Below are 15,789 nucleotides of genomic sequence, written 5' to 3'. Positions count from 1 at the left end.
TGGCTATCTGTTCGTTACTTGTTTCATAAGTGGTCTTATTTCTTTAACTGGTGGTTTCTTATCATAGGCATCAACGTAAGAAAAGTAGTAGTTTAAGTTTCTTAGAAGACCTTTTCCTATTTTTGCACTTAAGAAAGGAAATACTTGTCCGGTATAATCATCGAGAGATTTACAGTAATATTTTTCATCTAAATATATACTGTATTTACATGTTAGTTCTACTAAAGGATTCCCTTCATCATCAAATACTTCTTTAGAATCAATAATATCTATTAGTGCAAATTTTTCATTTAAGTAAACTTTCTTTTTTTTCTCGTGTTTATTTGTAAGTATAAAAACGAGACCAATTGCGTTAATCAAACTATTTCCTCCTATAAAAAACGGATATTAATAAAATATATCGATATAAGCTAAATGTAAAGAGGAGAGGTGAAATATCATGGAGAGAAAACTAAATAAGCCGATTTATGTTTGGAAACCGACTTATTTTTATCAAGTATTACTTAGTAGTAATACCTACTCTGATTAAAGTTTCACTTTATTGAAATACTTGCGGGAATTGTTTTACGATTGCGTTTGTTATCATGTCGGCCATTTCCAATGCTTCTTTTTCAATTTTATCGTAAAGTTTTACTCCTGCTTCATAATCTTTATTTAGGAAGGCAAGTGCTTCTGCTTTCGTTAGTGCTAAATGTTCATAAAACATTTTTCTAAATTCTTCTTTATCTATATATGGGTTGATACTGTTAAGAAATTCAATAATTTCATCACCATTAGCGTACCATTTTTTCTCTATAGCGGCCGCTGCATTTTGATTACCAGCTTTTGCGGCTTTAACAAGATCCGCTGCAATTACTAAGTGATCTTTAATTAATGCACTATATTTTTTCACTGCATCCTCACCGTAAAATGGTTCAAGTGATAGTCCCATATGTGTTGCGTTTTGTAGAAGTCGTCCAATAGTAACGTTAACATCTGGTAAATTAAAGACTATACTTATAATAGCCAATCTCGTCCAAGCGACGTGTTGTTCCCATAAAGAACGCATATACCCTTTTAAAAAATTCTCATTTTTACTAATTCGGTAGTTCCGTACGGATAAATCATAGTTTACATAAGGGTTATGGTAGGGGGAGTAATACGATTGCCAATAAGAATACATAAATAGTAACACTCCTTTGAACATGTATAACTCAAAGTATGATGAAGATTTATTTTTAGTTACGTGTCCTAGATTATTTTTAGGGAATTTGAAATGGAGAAATTCAATGAATGATGTTGTGGTATATATGAATAAATTGAATATAAAGTAAAAGAGGGTCTGCAAGGGAAGTTGCAGACCCTCAAAAGGGTATTGCCGAGATGTCGGACTCGACTACGTAATGTTATCATAAAATTCTTTTGAAAAACCCTGGTAAATGTGTCCAAATGAAATTAGGACCTTCATACAGTCAAAGGGACCTGCTTCCCGCGGCAGGCCCCAATAACTAGATAATGTCGATGAGCAAAAAACTCATCTGGAGTACTTTTATAGTAACAAGTAAAATGTCTTTTGTGTATTGAGAAAGAAGAATTGCATAATTATATGTGAACAATTTAACTCCCAACAATTCATGATAATCATGAATTGTTGGGAGTTAAATATGGTTATAAAATGGAGAAAAGACTTGGAAGTGAGATCGAGGTACACAGAAGTATGTAATCATGAAAAAGACCTGCTAATATAAGCAGGTCAACTTAAGGGATTTATCCAACAGATTATTATATATGGTAACAACTGAATTGTAGTAAGTCTATACGTTTAATATTGAGAAAACTTCTGTGAATGATACATTTTTTGCGCATATATTAACGTCTAAAAAGTTGAGAAAGAAAATGTAAAAGCTTTTTATAAGAGAGTAATGGCTGGTACTTATAGTATGATTCATATTTCCACGCTTCATTATTTGAGAATTGGAGTTGGTTCGATACCGTTTTCTGTTTGATGGAACTAATATTACGGTGCTTCATATAGTAACCCCCTGAATTCATATGTATAAGATTAGTAGTATTCAAGGAGAATTAATAAAATGTGTATTTATTTTGAAATTCGTTATAATTGCTAATCATTCTCAAAAATGTAAAGAAGCATAAAATAATGAAAAAGCAGGCTGTTAGTCATGTATTCATCACTTTCATGATGCATAAGAGATGATATAATAGGAGTAGATGAAAGATAAAGAAAAGCAGGTGACTCTTTTTTGTTTACAAAAGCACAAGAACTTTTAGCGTCTTATTTCGGTTATTCGTCATTCCGAAGAGGACAAGATGAAACAATTAAAAATGTATTAGATGGGAAAGATACTGTCTGTATTATGCCTACAGGTGGTGGTAAGTCAATTTGTTATCAAATTCCCGCATTAGTATTTGAAGGAACAACGTTAGTTATATCGCCTTTAATATCACTTATGAAAGACCAAGTAGATACATTAGTACAAAACGGTATTTCAGCTACCTATATTAATAGTTCTATTTCGATTGCGGAAGCGAATCAACGAATTCAATTAGCGAAACAAGGCCATTATAAGTTACTTTATGTAGCGCCTGAGCGACTGGATTCAATGGAGTTTGTTGACCAACTTATCGATATGAAAATCCCTATGATTGCGATTGATGAAGCACACTGTATTTCACAGTGGGGACATGATTTCCGTCCAAGTTATTTACATATATATCGCATATTAGATTATCTTCCAGAAAAGCCGCTCGTATTAGCATTAACAGCAACAGCAACACCGCAAGTACGTGATGATATTTGTAATACACTTGAAATTAATCAAGAAAATACAATTATGACAACGTTTGAGCGTGAGAACTTATCGTTTTCTGTTATTAAAGGGCAAGATCGAAATGCATATTTGGCGGATTATATTCGTCAAAATCAAAAGGAATCTGGGATTATATATGCAGCTACTAGAAAAGTAGTCGATCAGTTATATGAAGATTTAATGAAGGCAGGAGTTTCTGTAGCAAAATATCACGCTGGTATGAGTGATATTGATCGAAATGAGCAACAAGAACTCTTTTTACGAGATGAAGTAAGTGTAATGGTAGCAACATCTGCATTCGGGATGGGTATTGATAAATCGAATATTCGTTACGTAATTCATTATCAGCTTCCAAAAAATATGGAAAGTTACTATCAAGAAGCAGGACGTGCTGGTCGTGACGGATTAGATAGTACATGTATATTGTTATATTCTTCTCAAGATGTACAAGTACAGCGTTTTTTAATTGATCAATCAACTGGAGAATCACGTTTTTCAAATGAACTTGAAAAATTGCAAAATATGACCGATTACTGTCATACAGAACAATGTTTACAATCATTCATTTTGCAATACTTTGGAGAAGAACCGAAAGAAGATTGTGGACGCTGTGGTAATTGTACAGACAATCGCGAGAGCATCGATGTGACAAGGGAATCACAAATGGTTTTATCATGCATGATTAGAACGAACCAACGCTTTGGAAAGCAAATGATAGCGCAAGTATTAACGGGGGCGAAGAATAAGAAAGTTATTGAATTTAATTTTCATACTTTACCAACGTATGGGCTTTTATCGAACCGTAGTGTAAAAGAGGTCAGTGAGTTTATCGAGTTTTTAATTTCAGACGAGTTAATTGCAGTTGAACATGGCACTTATCCGACGTTAAAAGTAACTGAAAAAGGGAAAGAAGTATTACTTGGTAAAGAGAATGTTTTACGAAAAGAACGAGTAGAGACAAGACAAATTGTTCAAGACCATCCTTTATTTGAAGTGCTTCGTGAAGTACGTAAAGAAATTGCACAAGGAGAAGGTGTACCTCCGTTCGTTATTTTCTCTGACCAAACATTAAAAGATATGTGTGTGAAAATGCCGCAAAGTGATTCCGAATTGTTGACGGTAAAAGGTATCGGAGAACACAAACTTGTGAAATATGGTTCGCACTTCTTACAAGCAGTTCAGCATTTTATTGAGGAAAATCCAAATTATGCTGAAACGATTAAGACAGAAGTAGTTTCAGAGCGTAAAAAGTCAGGAAAAGCGTCCGCAAATTCTCATTTAGAAACGTATGAAATGTATAAACAAGGTATTGATTTGAATGAGATTGCAAAAGAACGTAACTTATCAAGACAAACAATCGAAAACCATTTAATTCGCTGCTATGAGGATGGAATGGAAGTAGATTGGCACAGCTTTGTTCCAGCAGAGTATGAATCTCTTATTGAAACTGCCGTTCAAAATGCAGATGGTGGTCTGAAATCTATTAAAGAACAGCTTCCGAATGAAGTGAGTTACTTTATGATTCGTGCTTATTTACAAATAAGAAAGTAGAGGCATATAAAGGGGATAAGAATTTATGTATCATGTTTTCGTTTATGGCACGTTAAGAAGAGAACAAACGAATGCTCATTATATGCTAGGTGCAACATGTATCGCAGACAGAGCTTGGACATATGGAAAATTATTTGATACGAACGAAGGATATCCGGCCATGACTTATTCGATTGAAGAACAGGTGTATGGAGAAGTTTATGTAGTAAATGATGAGATATTGTGTAAGTTAGATGAACTAGAAGAATATAGAGGCAATGCGGAGACTGATTTATATGATCGAATCACGCAAACAGTATATGTTGCTGATGGGGAAATTGAGGCATATGTGTATATCGCTCAGGATAAAAAGATGTTAAAGAAAGTGATAGACTCTGGTGACTGGCTTATGTATCAAAAAATATAATAAGGTAGTTTTAAAAATTGGAAAGCAGATAATGACGAATTCATTATCTGCTTTTTATTGTGTGAATAATTGTCGTTCTCTTTTTATTCTTATAGTTCTTAGTACGGTTCCAATTCCGAGAAATAAAACAGTAGCAGCGACCCCGCTAGTAGGATTTAACCAAAAATCACTACTGTTTGTAAGAGTAATAATCCCTGTTATTGTAACTAAAACAGTAGGAACAGCATCCTCGATCGCATGCATGATAACACATGGCCAGACGGATTTTGTAAGTCTATATATTTCAACATACATAATTGACCAACAAACCATAAGGATACAGCCAGATAGAAGCATATTTAATCTTGAGATAGATTCAAAATATTCATTTGAAGAGCCTCCTTTACTTTTATTTATCCTACTATTTATGGGCAGTAAAACGCCCATTGATTAAAGTCTTTAATTTTTACAATGTTTTTTAATAGATAAATTAAATAGGAGACAAATAGAAAGAAGTATCTTTTTCATGCATCACTATACTATATGTGTATGTGTGTGATTTAGATGTTGCATATTCTTTTTAAATTAGAAAGATGAAAAGTAAGTTTTTTCGGAAAATTTAAATGGAAACTATTGACTTTATGATTGGATTTTTAATACAATGATACTTCGACTGAAAAATTAGAACGGACAGGAGGGAATCGTCGAAATGAGCAACATATTTGAAGATGAGTTACAAAAAATGAAGGATACTTTACATACGATGGATGAGCAATTGGATAGGCTTGAAAAAATCCCGGTTTATTATGGAGAAGATTTTAAAGAGCAAATTCTTGAAAGTATGAGGGAGTCTAATAGACAAAACTTACGTATTGGTGTGCAAGAGCCGTACTTTGGAAGGTTAGATTTTCAGGAAGATGGAAAAGAAGAAGTTATGCCGATTTATATCGGAAAAGTAGGGGTTTCGGATATGGACACGATGAAGCCAATCATTATTGATTGGCGAGCGCCTGTCGCAAGTATGTTTTATTCATTTACCGGTGGAGAAGAATTAGCATTTTATCAATCACCAGATGGGTTAGTAGAAGGTGATGTGTATTTAAAACGAAACATTTCCATTCGAAAAAGAGAACTTGAACGTGTTGTTGATACATATGTAAAAGGAAATGAAGATGTATCACATGCCGATGATTTTCTTCTATATCGATTAGGTGAGAATAAAGATAATAAGCTAAAGGATATTGTTTCAACGATTCAATCGGAACAAAATGATATTATTCGAGCGGAAAGAAATTTACCATTACTTATTCAAGGGGTTGCAGGGAGTGGAAAGACAACAATTGCTTTACATCGCCTTGCTTTTTTAATTTATGAATATCGTGAACAACTAGAAGCAGAAAGAATGATCGTATTTGCACCGAATAGTCTGTTTTTAGACTATATTTCGAGTGTACTTCCTGAATTAGGTGTAGGGAATATTAGTCAAACAACGTTTCCAGATTGGGCATTACGTACGTTAGATGACTCAGTGAAACTAAAGCAGACAGAAAAAAAATTGAAAGAAGCATTTTCAATTAATCGTGATGAAAAGAAGGTAATGCTAGGTAAATTAAAGGGTACGTTGGAATTTAAGACGTTTATTGAAGAGAGAATGATCCAATTTGAAAATGAGTTAGTTCCGACAAAAGATTTTGAGGCGTGGGATAGAGCAATTATTCCATTAGAAGATGTTAAAAAATGGATGCAAGTTGAATATAAACATTATCCTTTACAGAAAAGAAGAGAACGATTAGTAGGACGAATGAAGCGCTGGATTGAAATTGAACTTAAAAAATTCGGGGAAACAAACGAGAAAAAATTACTAAAAAAAGAAGCGACTAAGAGACTGAACGCATATATGAAGTTTTGGCCGAAAATGAGTGCTCTTTCACTGTATAGTTCAATAGTAAAAAGTAAAGAAATACTTGAGGTATTACCTGAAGAACTTGTTAAAGAAACAGAAAAGAGTTGTCGTAAAAAAGAAGTGTGTGTAGAAGATTTACCAGCTTTAATATACATACATCATCGTATAACAGGGATCGAAATCGGGCAGAAGTTTCATCACGTTGTTATTGATGAAGCGCAAGATTTTTCGCCTTTCCAAGTTTATGTATTAAAAGAAATTACATTAGGTAATTCTTTCACTATATTAGGTGATTTATCGCAAGCGATTTATGATTACCAAGGAATTGAAGATTGGAATGCTTTTAAGGAAGTATTCCAAGAAACCGGTTATTATGAATTGACAAGAAGTTATCGTTCTACAAAAGAAATTATTGAATTTGCAAATGAAATAATTAAAAATGCAGAAATCCCAGTAGGACTCGCAACACCAGTCTTCCGCAGTGGAGAAGATGTGAAAGTAATTCATGCAGAAAATCAATTTACTGAAATTGTGAAGACGGTAAAACATTTGCAAAATGCAGATGTGAAAACAATTGCGGTAATCGGAAGAACAGAAGATGAATGCCGTGATATATATGTGAAATTAACAAATGCAGGATTAACGGTAAACGTAATTGAAGCAAACCAAAGTAAATATGAAGGTGGTATATCAGTAGTACCTGTCTATTTAGCGAAAGGTTTAGAATTTGATGCGGTGCTTTTAATTGATGTGGATGAAGAACATTACAAAAACACAAAACATGATGCAAAGTTACTATATGTCGGATGTACGAGATCACTTCATGACTTATGGATTTTCCATAGTGGGGAAGCGTCACCTTTAATTAAAGGATTAAAATAAAGTAAAACTATAATCAGTGGGGAGTTTTACTGCAAGCTAATGTGGGATAAATATAAAAAGAGGATTTCTATTACTGTCTACTTAACAGGGAGATGACCATGAAGATCCTCTTTTTATATTGAAATTAATGTTCAATTTTAAACGAATAAAGCCATTAATATTAAATTTTGGTAGCTATCATCCAATTTTACACCCTTTGCTTTTCTACCCTCTTCAAAGAAGCCTAGATTCTTATATAACTGGATTGCACCTAGATTATCTTCCATTACCTCAAGACAAACTTTTTCAATCTTACTGTTATTTTTAGCCCAATTGATTAACGTTTCTAGAAGAGCTCTTCCGATACCATAATTTCGATATTCAGGTAGTATGGTCATCGCAAAAGCCCCTTGATGACTAATTTTTTCTTTGTTTCCGTTCTTAAAATCTATTGAGCCGACTAACTTACCATCAACTTCAGCAATAAACTGTACATAATTTGGATTTTCATGATAAGCTTTTAACGTTTTTTGAATAGCATCGATACGCACCTTTTTTACATCCTCAACCGTACTTAGCATGTATGGAGCGTTTATTAAAGCTTTTGAAGCAGAATCTAGTATTCTTTCTGCATCCTGTTCTTTAGCTTCTCTAATTAGTATTGTTTTTCCATCCTTAGATTTATAAGTAAAAACATTAGTTGATAAGATACTACACACACCCTTTCGGAATATAATTAGTTGAATTTTTTAACTATCGTACGATTATTAAGTAAGAAAAAGTCGTATCACCTTTTTCTTCAATCGCTCTGCTTCAACTTAATGACGATTATTTCAGATATTTTTAATTTTTACAAGAATTTATTCCGTTATATAGCCCGATTGTTTAATAATATGACTGGCGTTTTTTAAACAATTTTATTATGTTTTAAACAACTTTATTATCTCTGTACAAGATGAACTAACGACTTGAGCTGTTGTGTAAATAATATACAATGACCTTTTCTAATTCCTTAGTTTGTTCTTTTTTCCGTACACGAACAGCATCTACTGGAATTTGTGTATGTTTTAACCAATCTAGAATTAAGTGTAGTTGTTCTTGTATTTGACCAATGTTTTGCTCCTTTATGTTCTTATTCTGAATTCTATTAATTAATTGAAGCATATAGGGAAGTTTTTCTATACATTTGCTTAAATCTCCGCAATAACCTGAAGGGAATTCATGAGTACCAAAATCTAAAGTATTGATGTAATTAAAAACTAGGTATATCATAGCTTCTTGTTCGGTATCACCACCTAATTCAATCGCTTTTCGAAGGAATTTTTCTAAATCGTCTTCTTTATTGCTAGAGTCCATATAAATTCCTATCCATCTAAAAGGTCTTGAATCAAATGGGTTGTTTTCTGTCCATCTATATAGAATGTCTATTAGAAAACTATTTAGTGAGAAAGTTAAGACCTCATCTTTTTCGTTTAATGCATCTAAAATAGTAAACAGTGAAATGGCAAACTCTTCTTGATCTTTTGATTCCCATTTCTTTGCATTTGAAATAAATGTCTCTAAATGTTTATAAGCTAATTTTCGAAGTCCCGCTTTGCGATGCTGACAGTAACAAATAAAATCATGCCAATGCTCAGTTGTATTCATATGTATAATAATAGTTTGTAATGCAGTGAGAGGTTTATCCATTATAAGTCCCCAATCTATTAAGCACGTGTTGAAAATTTAGTGTTATTATATCATTACATAAATTAAAAAGGGAGAGTTACTATGATTACAAAAGTAATTACGAAAAGTAATTGGGAAATCGCAAAAATAATTGGAGAAATTAATGAAGCTTCCCTTATAGAAGAGGGGTTTATTCATTGTTCATTAGTAGATCAAGCTTTAAAAGTTGCAGAAAAATATTTCAAGCATGAAGAAGATGTTTTATTACTTACAATTGATCCAGCTCTATTAAAAGCAGAAGTAAAATATGAACTTGCTTCTAACGGTCAAGAATATCCGCATGTTTACGGAGTAATTAATGTTGAGGCGATTGTAGAGGTTGTTCCATTTTCTAAAGAAAAAGGGGAATTTATATTACTTAAATCAGTTCGACTTTAGTAATAGGCGATGGAGTTCGCCATATATAGCTAATGAATCCTATTGAAAAACGAGATTTTTTTGTTTATCAGTAGGATTTTGAATTTTATTCGAACGGACTTAAAAAGAGCACATTTGAATTGTGCTCTTTAAGAGAAAAGTGAATTAGGGTTTTTAACTTCTAGATAATGTATGAGTGATTCATCATAATGTGACGATGAATCACAAAAGAGCAGTTAGAGTGGGAAGAATTTAAGGTGGATTTTATTGGTCACGGGATCCAATCGATTGGTAATGTAGCGGTTCTAACAGGACTCATTATTGACTTTGAAGATGAAACGTAAAAAAGTTATTGTATTTATCTGAATATTAAGGTAATACAAGGATTTTATTTATTTAATTTTTAGAAAAAATAGACTATAACATTAATAAATGGTATAATTTCCTTGTTATTGGAATTAAAAAGAAAATATTTGAAGAAAAAGGATAGGGTTGGTTTTAATGGGGGATTCTGATCACAAAGAAACAAAGGCAATATTAAAGTTATGGTTTATTTATATACCACTTGCATTTGGAGAGTTTGTCTTTTCGAATATCATAGATTATTTAAAAAAATAAAGATTTTGCATTTAAAAAACAATTAACCTAATTTAATTGTTTTTTATTTTCCTTTAATAAACCAAACAAAAACAGAGATTTTGAACAAGATGAAGTTTATGAAGGAAATAACGTTGATTAGGTGCTGAAAACGGTGTGAAATCAACAGTGCCTAAAGAATAAAACAGGAATCATTCAACCATGATAATTTTCCGTTTTATTAGCTTCCTATAGTGAGATGTTATGTTCACATCATATGTATACGATAGTTGTCACTTAATATAGCATTACTGCAACTTCAAAATTAGTAGTTAAGGTTGCTATCTTTTAGAGTGTTATATATAACTTAGCTAAAAAAGTACAAATCATATAATTTGCGCTTTTCATTATCCGTTTTTCGGTAAAAAATATAGTTTTTGTCACATTAATACTGTACGATACATAGTATAAAACACATACTGTATGACATATAGTAATGGAAATGAGGTGAGTAAATGGATACTTTATTAAACTCGTTAATTACTGAGTTAAGAAGAGGGACATTAACGTTAGCCGTTTTAAGTCAATTAAGAACGCCGCAGTACGGATATTCACTTGTCCAGTTATTGGAGCAATCAGGGATTACAATTGATCAAAGTACTTTATATCCGCTACTTCGCCGATTAGAAAAACAGGAATTAGTGACGAGTAGTTGGGATAAAACGGAGAGTAGACCTCGTAAGTATTATGTTTTAAGTGATTATGGATTAGAAATATTTTTGCAGTTGAAAAAAGAATGGATAAAGGATTCGAAAGAACTTTATAACTTATTAAAGGAGGAAGAGAATGAATTTAATTGATCTCTATATCCAAGAGGTTGCGAAGAGATTACCTGAAAAAAATAGTGAAGATATTACACTTGAACTAAGGTCAACTATAGAGGATATGTTACCTGAAGATTATAGTGAGGAAGATGTAAAGAGCGTTCTCAAAAAATTGGGGAGTCCGGTTTCATTGGCTAATGGTTATTTGGATAGACCGATGCATTTAATTGGACCACGTTATTTTGATGTATATACAACGTTGTTAAAAATGATTATACCAATCGCAGCTGTCATTGCACTCATATCAATGGTTGCAGAAAATTTTATAGGCTATAGTGGTGATCAAGCGGTATTAAATGTTATTTTGCAATTGATAGGTAAAGGCATTGGGGAAATTTTTGAAGTGGGCCTCCATGTATTTTTCTGGTTGACACTTGTGTTTGTTATTTTAGAAAGAACAGATAAAGACAAAGGTATCGAGCCGTTGACGACAAGTTTAAAAAAATGGACACCAGATGATTTGAAAAACATCTCGTATATCCCAAAGAAAAAAGCAATCTCGAAGTTTGAAGTTTTTGCAGGTTTAATGTGGACAGCAGTTTGGGCTACACTTTACTTTTATGCGAATCATCTTGTTGGCGTATATAACGGTACGGCAAATGGACTGAAGTTTGTTTCGCCAACTTTTAATCAAGATGTTTTATTGCAGTACTGGCCAATCGTTGTAATTATGATCGTTTTTGAAATATGTATATCCCTTTATAAATTGGTGCAGGGACAATGGACTCAAAGATTGGCGATTGGGAATGCTGTTCTTCAAGTAGCTGGGACGATAGTATTCATTGTAATTGTAGTAAATCCACATGTATTTAACGCAGGATTTATTACGTATTTGGCAAATGCATTTACTATTTCCCCAGAGGAGTTTAAAACGTGGCTCATTGGGGGAGGAATTTTCTTTTATATGTTATCTGCTGCAATAAATATATTTGATGGTTTCCGAAAAGCTAGTATTCGTATGTAGATAAAAATCGGAAATTTCGATAAAATAAAACTATTAAAAAGATAGTGAAATAAGATGAACATGATGAAAGGAAGAAAACAATGATAAGGGAAGCAACGAAAAGAGATTTAGCATACATTTTAGATATTTATAACGATGCGATACTTTATACAACAGCTGTATATGCGTATAAACCTGTAACCCTTGAAAATAGAATAGATTGGTATGAACAAAAAAAGGCTGACGGTTATCCCATTTTCGTATACGAATTAGATAATAAAGTAGTAGGATTTGCGACATTTGGACCATTTAGAGCTTGGCCTGCTTATAAATATTCAATTGAGCATTCGGTGTATGTTGATAAGGATTATAGAAAAAATGGGATTGGGACGTCTTTAATGAAAACATTAATCGAAATTGCAAAGGAAAGAGAGTATATGACCTTAATTGCTGGAATTGATGCAGAGAATGAGAAAAGTATTGCCTTGCATCAAAACTATGGATTTGTTCATGCAGGAACAATAAAAAAAGCTGGTTATAAGTTTAATAAATGGCTAGATTTAGCTTTTTATCAGCTGGAACTTAACGGTCCTGAAAATCCTATAGAAGAATAAATATTTTTCGGTAGCAAGAAAAAATTCATGCTACCTTTTTCTTATTTAAATAGCTGATATGAGCTGCCGAAAAGTTTTTTTATATTCGATATTGAATTTATTGGTATAATAGGAATGTTTAACGAATTTCCGCTTCTTTATGTGATGGGGGGAAAAGATTTACCGAATCGTCGTGAAAATAAAGAGGTAGATGAAGCTTTTGCAGTAGTTTTAAAGTACATATACAAAGAATATAGTGAAAGCATGCTAGGAGTGAGCGATTGAAAAGAAACTTAAAGACTTCAACAATCATTATTTTAATTTTAACGGTTATTGCTCTTGAAGTTGGAATCGCACTATATGATCACAATTTGTCATTAGATACAATTTACTTTGCAGCGATCCTTATTTGTATTGTATTGCTTTTTGGCACACGTGTTTCTGAAGAGAAAGAAAGTACATCGAAACGAGGACGAAGAAAAATAGCTGTTATATTTTGGCCATCTATTTTATTGTCTATCGCTTGTTTTGCAGTTATAAGTTACATAAGGGTAGGCTATGTCTCTGTACCAGGGATAATTGGCTTTTCATGCTTTGTTACATATGGTGGATTCGTTTTGATTAGTATTTTAAAGGGGAAAAATAAAATGTAGCTTACTAAGTTGAAAGGAAGCAATGTATATGAAACATATAGAGAATGGTACACGTATTGAAGGAGAATACATTAAAAATAAAGTTATTCAATATAATATGTCCATCTTAACAGATGAAGTAAAACAGCCGATGGAAAAAGTAAGCCTCGTAGTAAAAAATGAAGAAGGGAAAATATTTGGTGGTGTAACAGGTACGATGTATTTTTATCATCTTCATATCGACTTTTTATGGGTTGATAAATCAGTTCGTCATGACGGTTATGGTAGCCAACTTTTACATAAAATTGAAGAAATTGCGAAGGAAAAAGAGTGCAGATTAATATTGCTAGATTCATTTAGTTTTCAAGCGCCAGAATTTTATAAAAAGCACGGTTACAGGGAGTATGGTGTCGTTGAAGATCATCCGAAAGGTCATAGTCAGCACTTTTTTGAAAAGAGATTATAATAGTATTATGTATACTGGTTGATGGGAGAAAGCATATGTACACGTATAAATTGCAACAAGAACAACCAATCTGTGCAGAAAAAATAAAGAAGCTTTATGATTCTGTCAGTTGGTGGCCAGAAAGAAAAGAAGTCGATATTGAAAAAATGTTAAAGAATAGTATAGGCATTGGAGTATGGGAAGAAAATGAATTAGTTGGATTTGCTAGAGTCGTTTCTGATGGTGTTTTTCGAGCATACATTGAAGATGTTGTCGTACATGAGAGTGTAAGAAATAAAGGTATTGGAGAGAAAATGCTTACAATATTACTTCGAGAAATATCTCATATTGATATTGTTAGTCTATTTTGCGGTGAGAAGCTAATAAAGTTTTACGGTGAGCAGCAATTTCAAGCAACGAAGCAAATTGTGATGCATCGTAATCAAACAGGGAAAGAATAAGAGGTGCCAATTAAAATGAATGCAACAAGAGCGTACTGTTTATCGAAAAGAAAAGCGATAGAAGATTCTCCAGATGGCTGGAGTGCAACATGTATGAGGCTTAATAATAAAATATTTGCGATAGTAAATCATGAAGAAGGCGAAAAAGCTGCGATTACATTGAAGTATGATCCAGAAGTCGCATTAAGAATAAGAGAAGATTATCCAGAAACAATTATTCCAGGGTATCATATGAATAAAAAACATTGGAATACCGTTTATATTCATAAGGGTATAGAGCAGGAGCAAATTAATAAAATGATTGATTGGTCGTATGATCTAGTACTACAATCATTTTCAAAGAAAAAGCAGCAGGAGTTAATGGATTAATATGTATTAGGAGTGTGTGTAATGAAAGATTCGATTAAAGATACGTATGATAAATTAGCGAGTACATATAAAGAAAATCTAGATTTTGCAAATCCATATAACAGTTATTATGAAAGACCGGCGATGATGGAGCTTATTCCAAGGGAACTAGAAGGAAAAAGAATATTAGATGCTGGATGTGCAGCTGGATGGTATACTTCTCAATTCATAGGAAGAGGAGCAAATGTTACAGCAATTGATGTAAGTCCTGAAATGGTAAAAGCAGCAAAAGAAAATATAGGAGAAGAAGCAACGTTCCTTTGTCATAATCTGCAAGAAACATTGCCATTTGAAGATAATACGTATGATGTGATTGTAAGTTCGTTAACTCTTCATTACTTAGAAAATTGGAATCAAGTATTTCAAGAATTTCGTCGTGTATTGAAGCCAGGTGGGGAACTTATTTATTCTATTCATCATCCTTTTATGGATTTCACAAAGTTTCCATGTGAAAATTATTTTGAAAAACAGTTATTAATAGATACTTGGGTTAAACCGAATATTACTATTGAAGTCAAGTTTTTTAGAAGATCATTACAAGACATACTAAATGAAACTACAAATTATTTTGTATTAGAAGAGATAGTAGAACCGAAGGCAATTGAAAAAATGAAAGAAGTAGACGAAAAATCATATTATTATCTAAATACGAATCCACATTTTCTTATCATTAAAGCAACTAATAAATAGCTAGTAAAATAACTTTGTTTTACTAGATATTTACAGTTTTACATTACATATTAGGGGACTTTAAAATGAATACGAAACGAAATAGAGTAGTATATGCACTATTTACTATAGTTATTATTATTTTAGGTCTTAGCTCAAGAAAGTTTGCTTTTGCACTACCACATCTATTAAATGATTATTTAGGTGATGCTTTATGGGCATTAATGATTTTTACTGGCTTTGGATTTTTGTTTCCTAAAACAGAGACGAAGAAGTTGGCTTTTATTAGTTTAATGTTTTGCTATGGGATTGAAGTGAGCCAATTGTATCATGTAAATTGGATAGACAGCATTCGTGCAACGACTTTAGGTGGACTTGTGTTGGGATATGGTTTTTTGTGGAGTGATTTAGTGGCATATACAATTGGTGTTGGAGTGGGAATACTGTGTGAGGTTATTTTTCGGAAGAAATAAGAATTGCAAAAGGGGTATTTGTAAATGGAACAAGCACTGGAAATTGCAAAGTTTTGGTTTCAAAATGAACATGTCACAGCTACTGTAATGCAACCAAAAGTAGCGAAGGTTTT

The 15,789-nt window shown here is 32.6% G+C and carries 17 protein-coding genes and 3 pseudogenes; 15 read left to right on the top strand and 5 right to left on the bottom strand.

From position 1 onward, the window contains the following. Positions 1 to 3: 3 nt before the first annotated feature. Both ACTFN4_RS21955 and ACTFN4_RS21950 read right to left on the bottom strand, forming a co-directional pair. Positions 4 to 360 (bottom strand): hypothetical protein, encoded by a 357-nt coding sequence (locus ACTFN4_RS21955; protein WP_000606231.1) that lies wholly within the window; start codon positions 358 to 360, stop codon positions 4 to 6. Positions 361 to 538: 178 nt separating this feature from the next. Further along, a complete protein-coding gene (locus ACTFN4_RS21950; RefSeq protein WP_063536586.1) occupies positions 539 to 1,162 on the bottom strand; it encodes a hypothetical protein in 624 nt (207 codons plus the stop codon). A 1,078-nt stretch (positions 1,163 to 2,240) separates the two neighbouring features. Here ACTFN4_RS21950 and recQ point away from each other — a divergent pair. Then, positions 2,241 to 4,358: a DNA helicase RecQ gene (gene recQ / locus ACTFN4_RS21945; RefSeq protein ID WP_439962787.1), complete on the top strand. Its 2,118-nt coding sequence runs from the start codon at positions 2,241 to 2,243 to the stop codon at positions 4,356 to 4,358. A gap of 25 nt (positions 4,359 to 4,383) precedes the next feature. Then, the gene (locus ACTFN4_RS21940; protein ID WP_060852053.1) at positions 4,384 to 4,764 is read left to right on the top strand and encodes a gamma-glutamylcyclotransferase family protein; all 381 of its coding nucleotides are present in this window, start codon (positions 4,384 to 4,386) and stop codon (positions 4,762 to 4,764) included. Positions 4,765 to 4,818: 54 nt separating this feature from the next. Here ACTFN4_RS21940 and ACTFN4_RS21935 read toward each other — a convergent pair. Continuing rightward, positions 4,819 to 5,133 (bottom strand): annotated as a pseudogene (locus ACTFN4_RS21935) (CPBP family intramembrane glutamate endopeptidase); the annotation flags it as partial. A gap of 319 nt (positions 5,134 to 5,452) precedes the next feature. Between ACTFN4_RS21935 and ACTFN4_RS21930 the strand changes: the two are divergent. Then, complete coding sequence (locus ACTFN4_RS21930; RefSeq protein WP_048558472.1) at positions 5,453 to 7,528, top strand: HelD family protein; 2,076 nt, start codon at positions 5,453 to 5,455, stop codon at positions 7,526 to 7,528. A 137-nt stretch (positions 7,529 to 7,665) separates the two neighbouring features. Here ACTFN4_RS21930 and ACTFN4_RS21925 read toward each other — a convergent pair whose 3' ends face one another. Continuing rightward, positions 7,666 to 8,226, bottom strand: coding sequence for a GNAT family N-acetyltransferase (locus tag ACTFN4_RS21925; RefSeq protein WP_000337115.1), 561 nt, complete (start codon positions 8,224 to 8,226; stop codon positions 7,666 to 7,668). Between the two features lie 241 nt (positions 8,227 to 8,467). Further along, a complete protein-coding gene (locus tag ACTFN4_RS21920; protein ID WP_439962785.1) occupies positions 8,468 to 9,196 on the bottom strand; it encodes a hypothetical protein in 729 nt (242 codons plus the stop codon). A gap of 81 nt (positions 9,197 to 9,277) precedes the next feature. Between ACTFN4_RS21920 and ACTFN4_RS21915 the strand changes: the two genes are divergently transcribed. The 12 genes and pseudogenes from ACTFN4_RS21915 to ACTFN4_RS21860 all read left to right on the top strand — a co-directional run bounded on the left by ACTFN4_RS21915 (position 9,278) and on the right by ACTFN4_RS21860 (position 15,676). Then, complete coding sequence (locus ACTFN4_RS21915) at positions 9,278 to 9,613, top strand: DUF952 domain-containing protein (RefSeq protein WP_016122662.1); 336 nt, start codon at positions 9,278 to 9,280, stop codon at positions 9,611 to 9,613. Between the two features lie 245 nt (positions 9,614 to 9,858). Further along, positions 9,859 to 9,933 (top strand): annotated as a pseudogene (locus ACTFN4_RS21910) (DUF6944 family repetitive protein); the annotation flags it as partial. A gap of 750 nt (positions 9,934 to 10,683) precedes the next feature. Beyond that, positions 10,684 to 11,028, top strand: coding sequence for a PadR family transcriptional regulator (locus tag ACTFN4_RS21905; protein ID WP_000380294.1), 345 nt, complete (start codon positions 10,684 to 10,686; stop codon positions 11,026 to 11,028). Next, positions 11,015 to 12,016, top strand: a complete 1,002-nt coding sequence (locus ACTFN4_RS21900; RefSeq protein WP_410989512.1) for an HAAS signaling domain-containing protein — start codon at positions 11,015 to 11,017, stop codon at positions 12,014 to 12,016. Before ACTFN4_RS21905 ends, ACTFN4_RS21900 begins: the two co-directional genes overlap by 14 nt. A gap of 80 nt (positions 12,017 to 12,096) precedes the next feature. After that, positions 12,097 to 12,609, top strand: coding sequence for a GNAT family N-acetyltransferase (locus ACTFN4_RS21895; RefSeq protein ID WP_025709479.1), 513 nt, complete (start codon positions 12,097 to 12,099; stop codon positions 12,607 to 12,609). 99 nt (positions 12,610 to 12,708) lie between these two features. Then, positions 12,709 to 12,873 (top strand): annotated as a pseudogene (locus ACTFN4_RS21890) (serine hydrolase); the annotation flags it as partial. Beyond that, positions 12,870 to 13,241: a hypothetical protein gene (locus ACTFN4_RS21885; protein WP_410989513.1), complete on the top strand. Its 372-nt coding sequence runs from the start codon at positions 12,870 to 12,872 to the stop codon at positions 13,239 to 13,241. The pseudogene ACTFN4_RS21890 and the gene ACTFN4_RS21885, both read left to right, overlap by 4 nt. A 28-nt stretch (positions 13,242 to 13,269) precedes the next feature. Continuing rightward, the gene (locus ACTFN4_RS21880; RefSeq protein ID WP_439962784.1) at positions 13,270 to 13,686 is read left to right on the top strand and encodes a GNAT family N-acetyltransferase; all 417 of its coding nucleotides are present in this window, start codon (positions 13,270 to 13,272) and stop codon (positions 13,684 to 13,686) included. A gap of 35 nt (positions 13,687 to 13,721) precedes the next feature. After that, a complete protein-coding gene (locus tag ACTFN4_RS21875) occupies positions 13,722 to 14,126 on the top strand; it encodes a GNAT family N-acetyltransferase (RefSeq protein WP_410989515.1) in 405 nt (134 codons plus the stop codon). A 15-nt stretch (positions 14,127 to 14,141) separates the two neighbouring features. Beyond that, a complete protein-coding gene (locus ACTFN4_RS21870) occupies positions 14,142 to 14,495 on the top strand; it encodes an MmcQ/YjbR family DNA-binding protein (RefSeq protein ID WP_439962783.1) in 354 nt (117 codons plus the stop codon). 21 nt (positions 14,496 to 14,516) lie between these two features. Continuing rightward, the gene (locus ACTFN4_RS21865; RefSeq protein ID WP_439962782.1) at positions 14,517 to 15,224 is read left to right on the top strand and encodes a class I SAM-dependent methyltransferase; all 708 of its coding nucleotides are present in this window, start codon (positions 14,517 to 14,519) and stop codon (positions 15,222 to 15,224) included. A 65-nt stretch (positions 15,225 to 15,289) separates the two neighbouring features. Continuing rightward, entirely contained in the window at positions 15,290 to 15,676 is a 387-nt protein-coding gene (locus tag ACTFN4_RS21860) for a DUF2809 domain-containing protein (protein ID WP_025689370.1), read from the top strand. The last annotated feature ends 113 nt before the right edge of the window (positions 15,677 to 15,789 follow it).

The organism is Bacillus cereus group sp. MYBK95-2, assembly GCF_051915225.1.
In the GTDB taxonomy this organism is placed as follows: Bacteria; Bacillota; Bacilli; order Bacillales; family Bacillaceae_G; genus Bacillus_A; species Bacillus_A cereus.
Note: the sequence above shows the minus strand (reverse complement) of the source record. Positions and strands in the feature narration are given on the sequence as shown.

Coding starts and splice junctions, on each gene's coding strand:
- ACTFN4_RS21900 (WP_410989512.1), top strand. CDS start 11,015: ATGAATTTAATTGATCTCTATATCCAAGAGGTTGCGAAGAGATTACCT.
- ACTFN4_RS21905 (WP_000380294.1), top strand. CDS start 10,684: ATGGATACTTTATTAAACTCGTTAATTACTGAGTTAAGAAGAGGGACA.
- ACTFN4_RS21940 (WP_060852053.1), top strand. CDS start 4,384: ATGTATCATGTTTTCGTTTATGGCACGTTAAGAAGAGAACAAACGAAT.
- ACTFN4_RS21920 (WP_439962785.1), bottom strand. CDS start 9,196: ATGGATAAACCTCTCACTGCATTACAAACTATTATTATACATATGAAT.
- ACTFN4_RS21860 (WP_025689370.1), top strand. CDS start 15,290: ATGAATACGAAACGAAATAGAGTAGTATATGCACTATTTACTATAGTT.
- ACTFN4_RS21895 (WP_025709479.1), top strand. CDS start 12,097: ATGATAAGGGAAGCAACGAAAAGAGATTTAGCATACATTTTAGATATT.
- ACTFN4_RS21915 (WP_016122662.1), top strand. CDS start 9,278: ATGATTACAAAAGTAATTACGAAAAGTAATTGGGAAATCGCAAAAATA.
- ACTFN4_RS21875 (WP_410989515.1), top strand. CDS start 13,722: ATGTACACGTATAAATTGCAACAAGAACAACCAATCTGTGCAGAAAAA.
- ACTFN4_RS21880 (WP_439962784.1), top strand. CDS start 13,270: ATGAAACATATAGAGAATGGTACACGTATTGAAGGAGAATACATTAAA.
- ACTFN4_RS21930 (WP_048558472.1), top strand. CDS start 5,453: ATGAGCAACATATTTGAAGATGAGTTACAAAAAATGAAGGATACTTTA.
- ACTFN4_RS21950 (WP_063536586.1), bottom strand. CDS start 1,162: ATGTATTCTTATTGGCAATCGTATTACTCCCCCTACCATAACCCTTAT.
- ACTFN4_RS21865 (WP_439962782.1), top strand. CDS start 14,517: ATGAAAGATTCGATTAAAGATACGTATGATAAATTAGCGAGTACATAT.
- ACTFN4_RS21870 (WP_439962783.1), top strand. CDS start 14,142: ATGAATGCAACAAGAGCGTACTGTTTATCGAAAAGAAAAGCGATAGAA.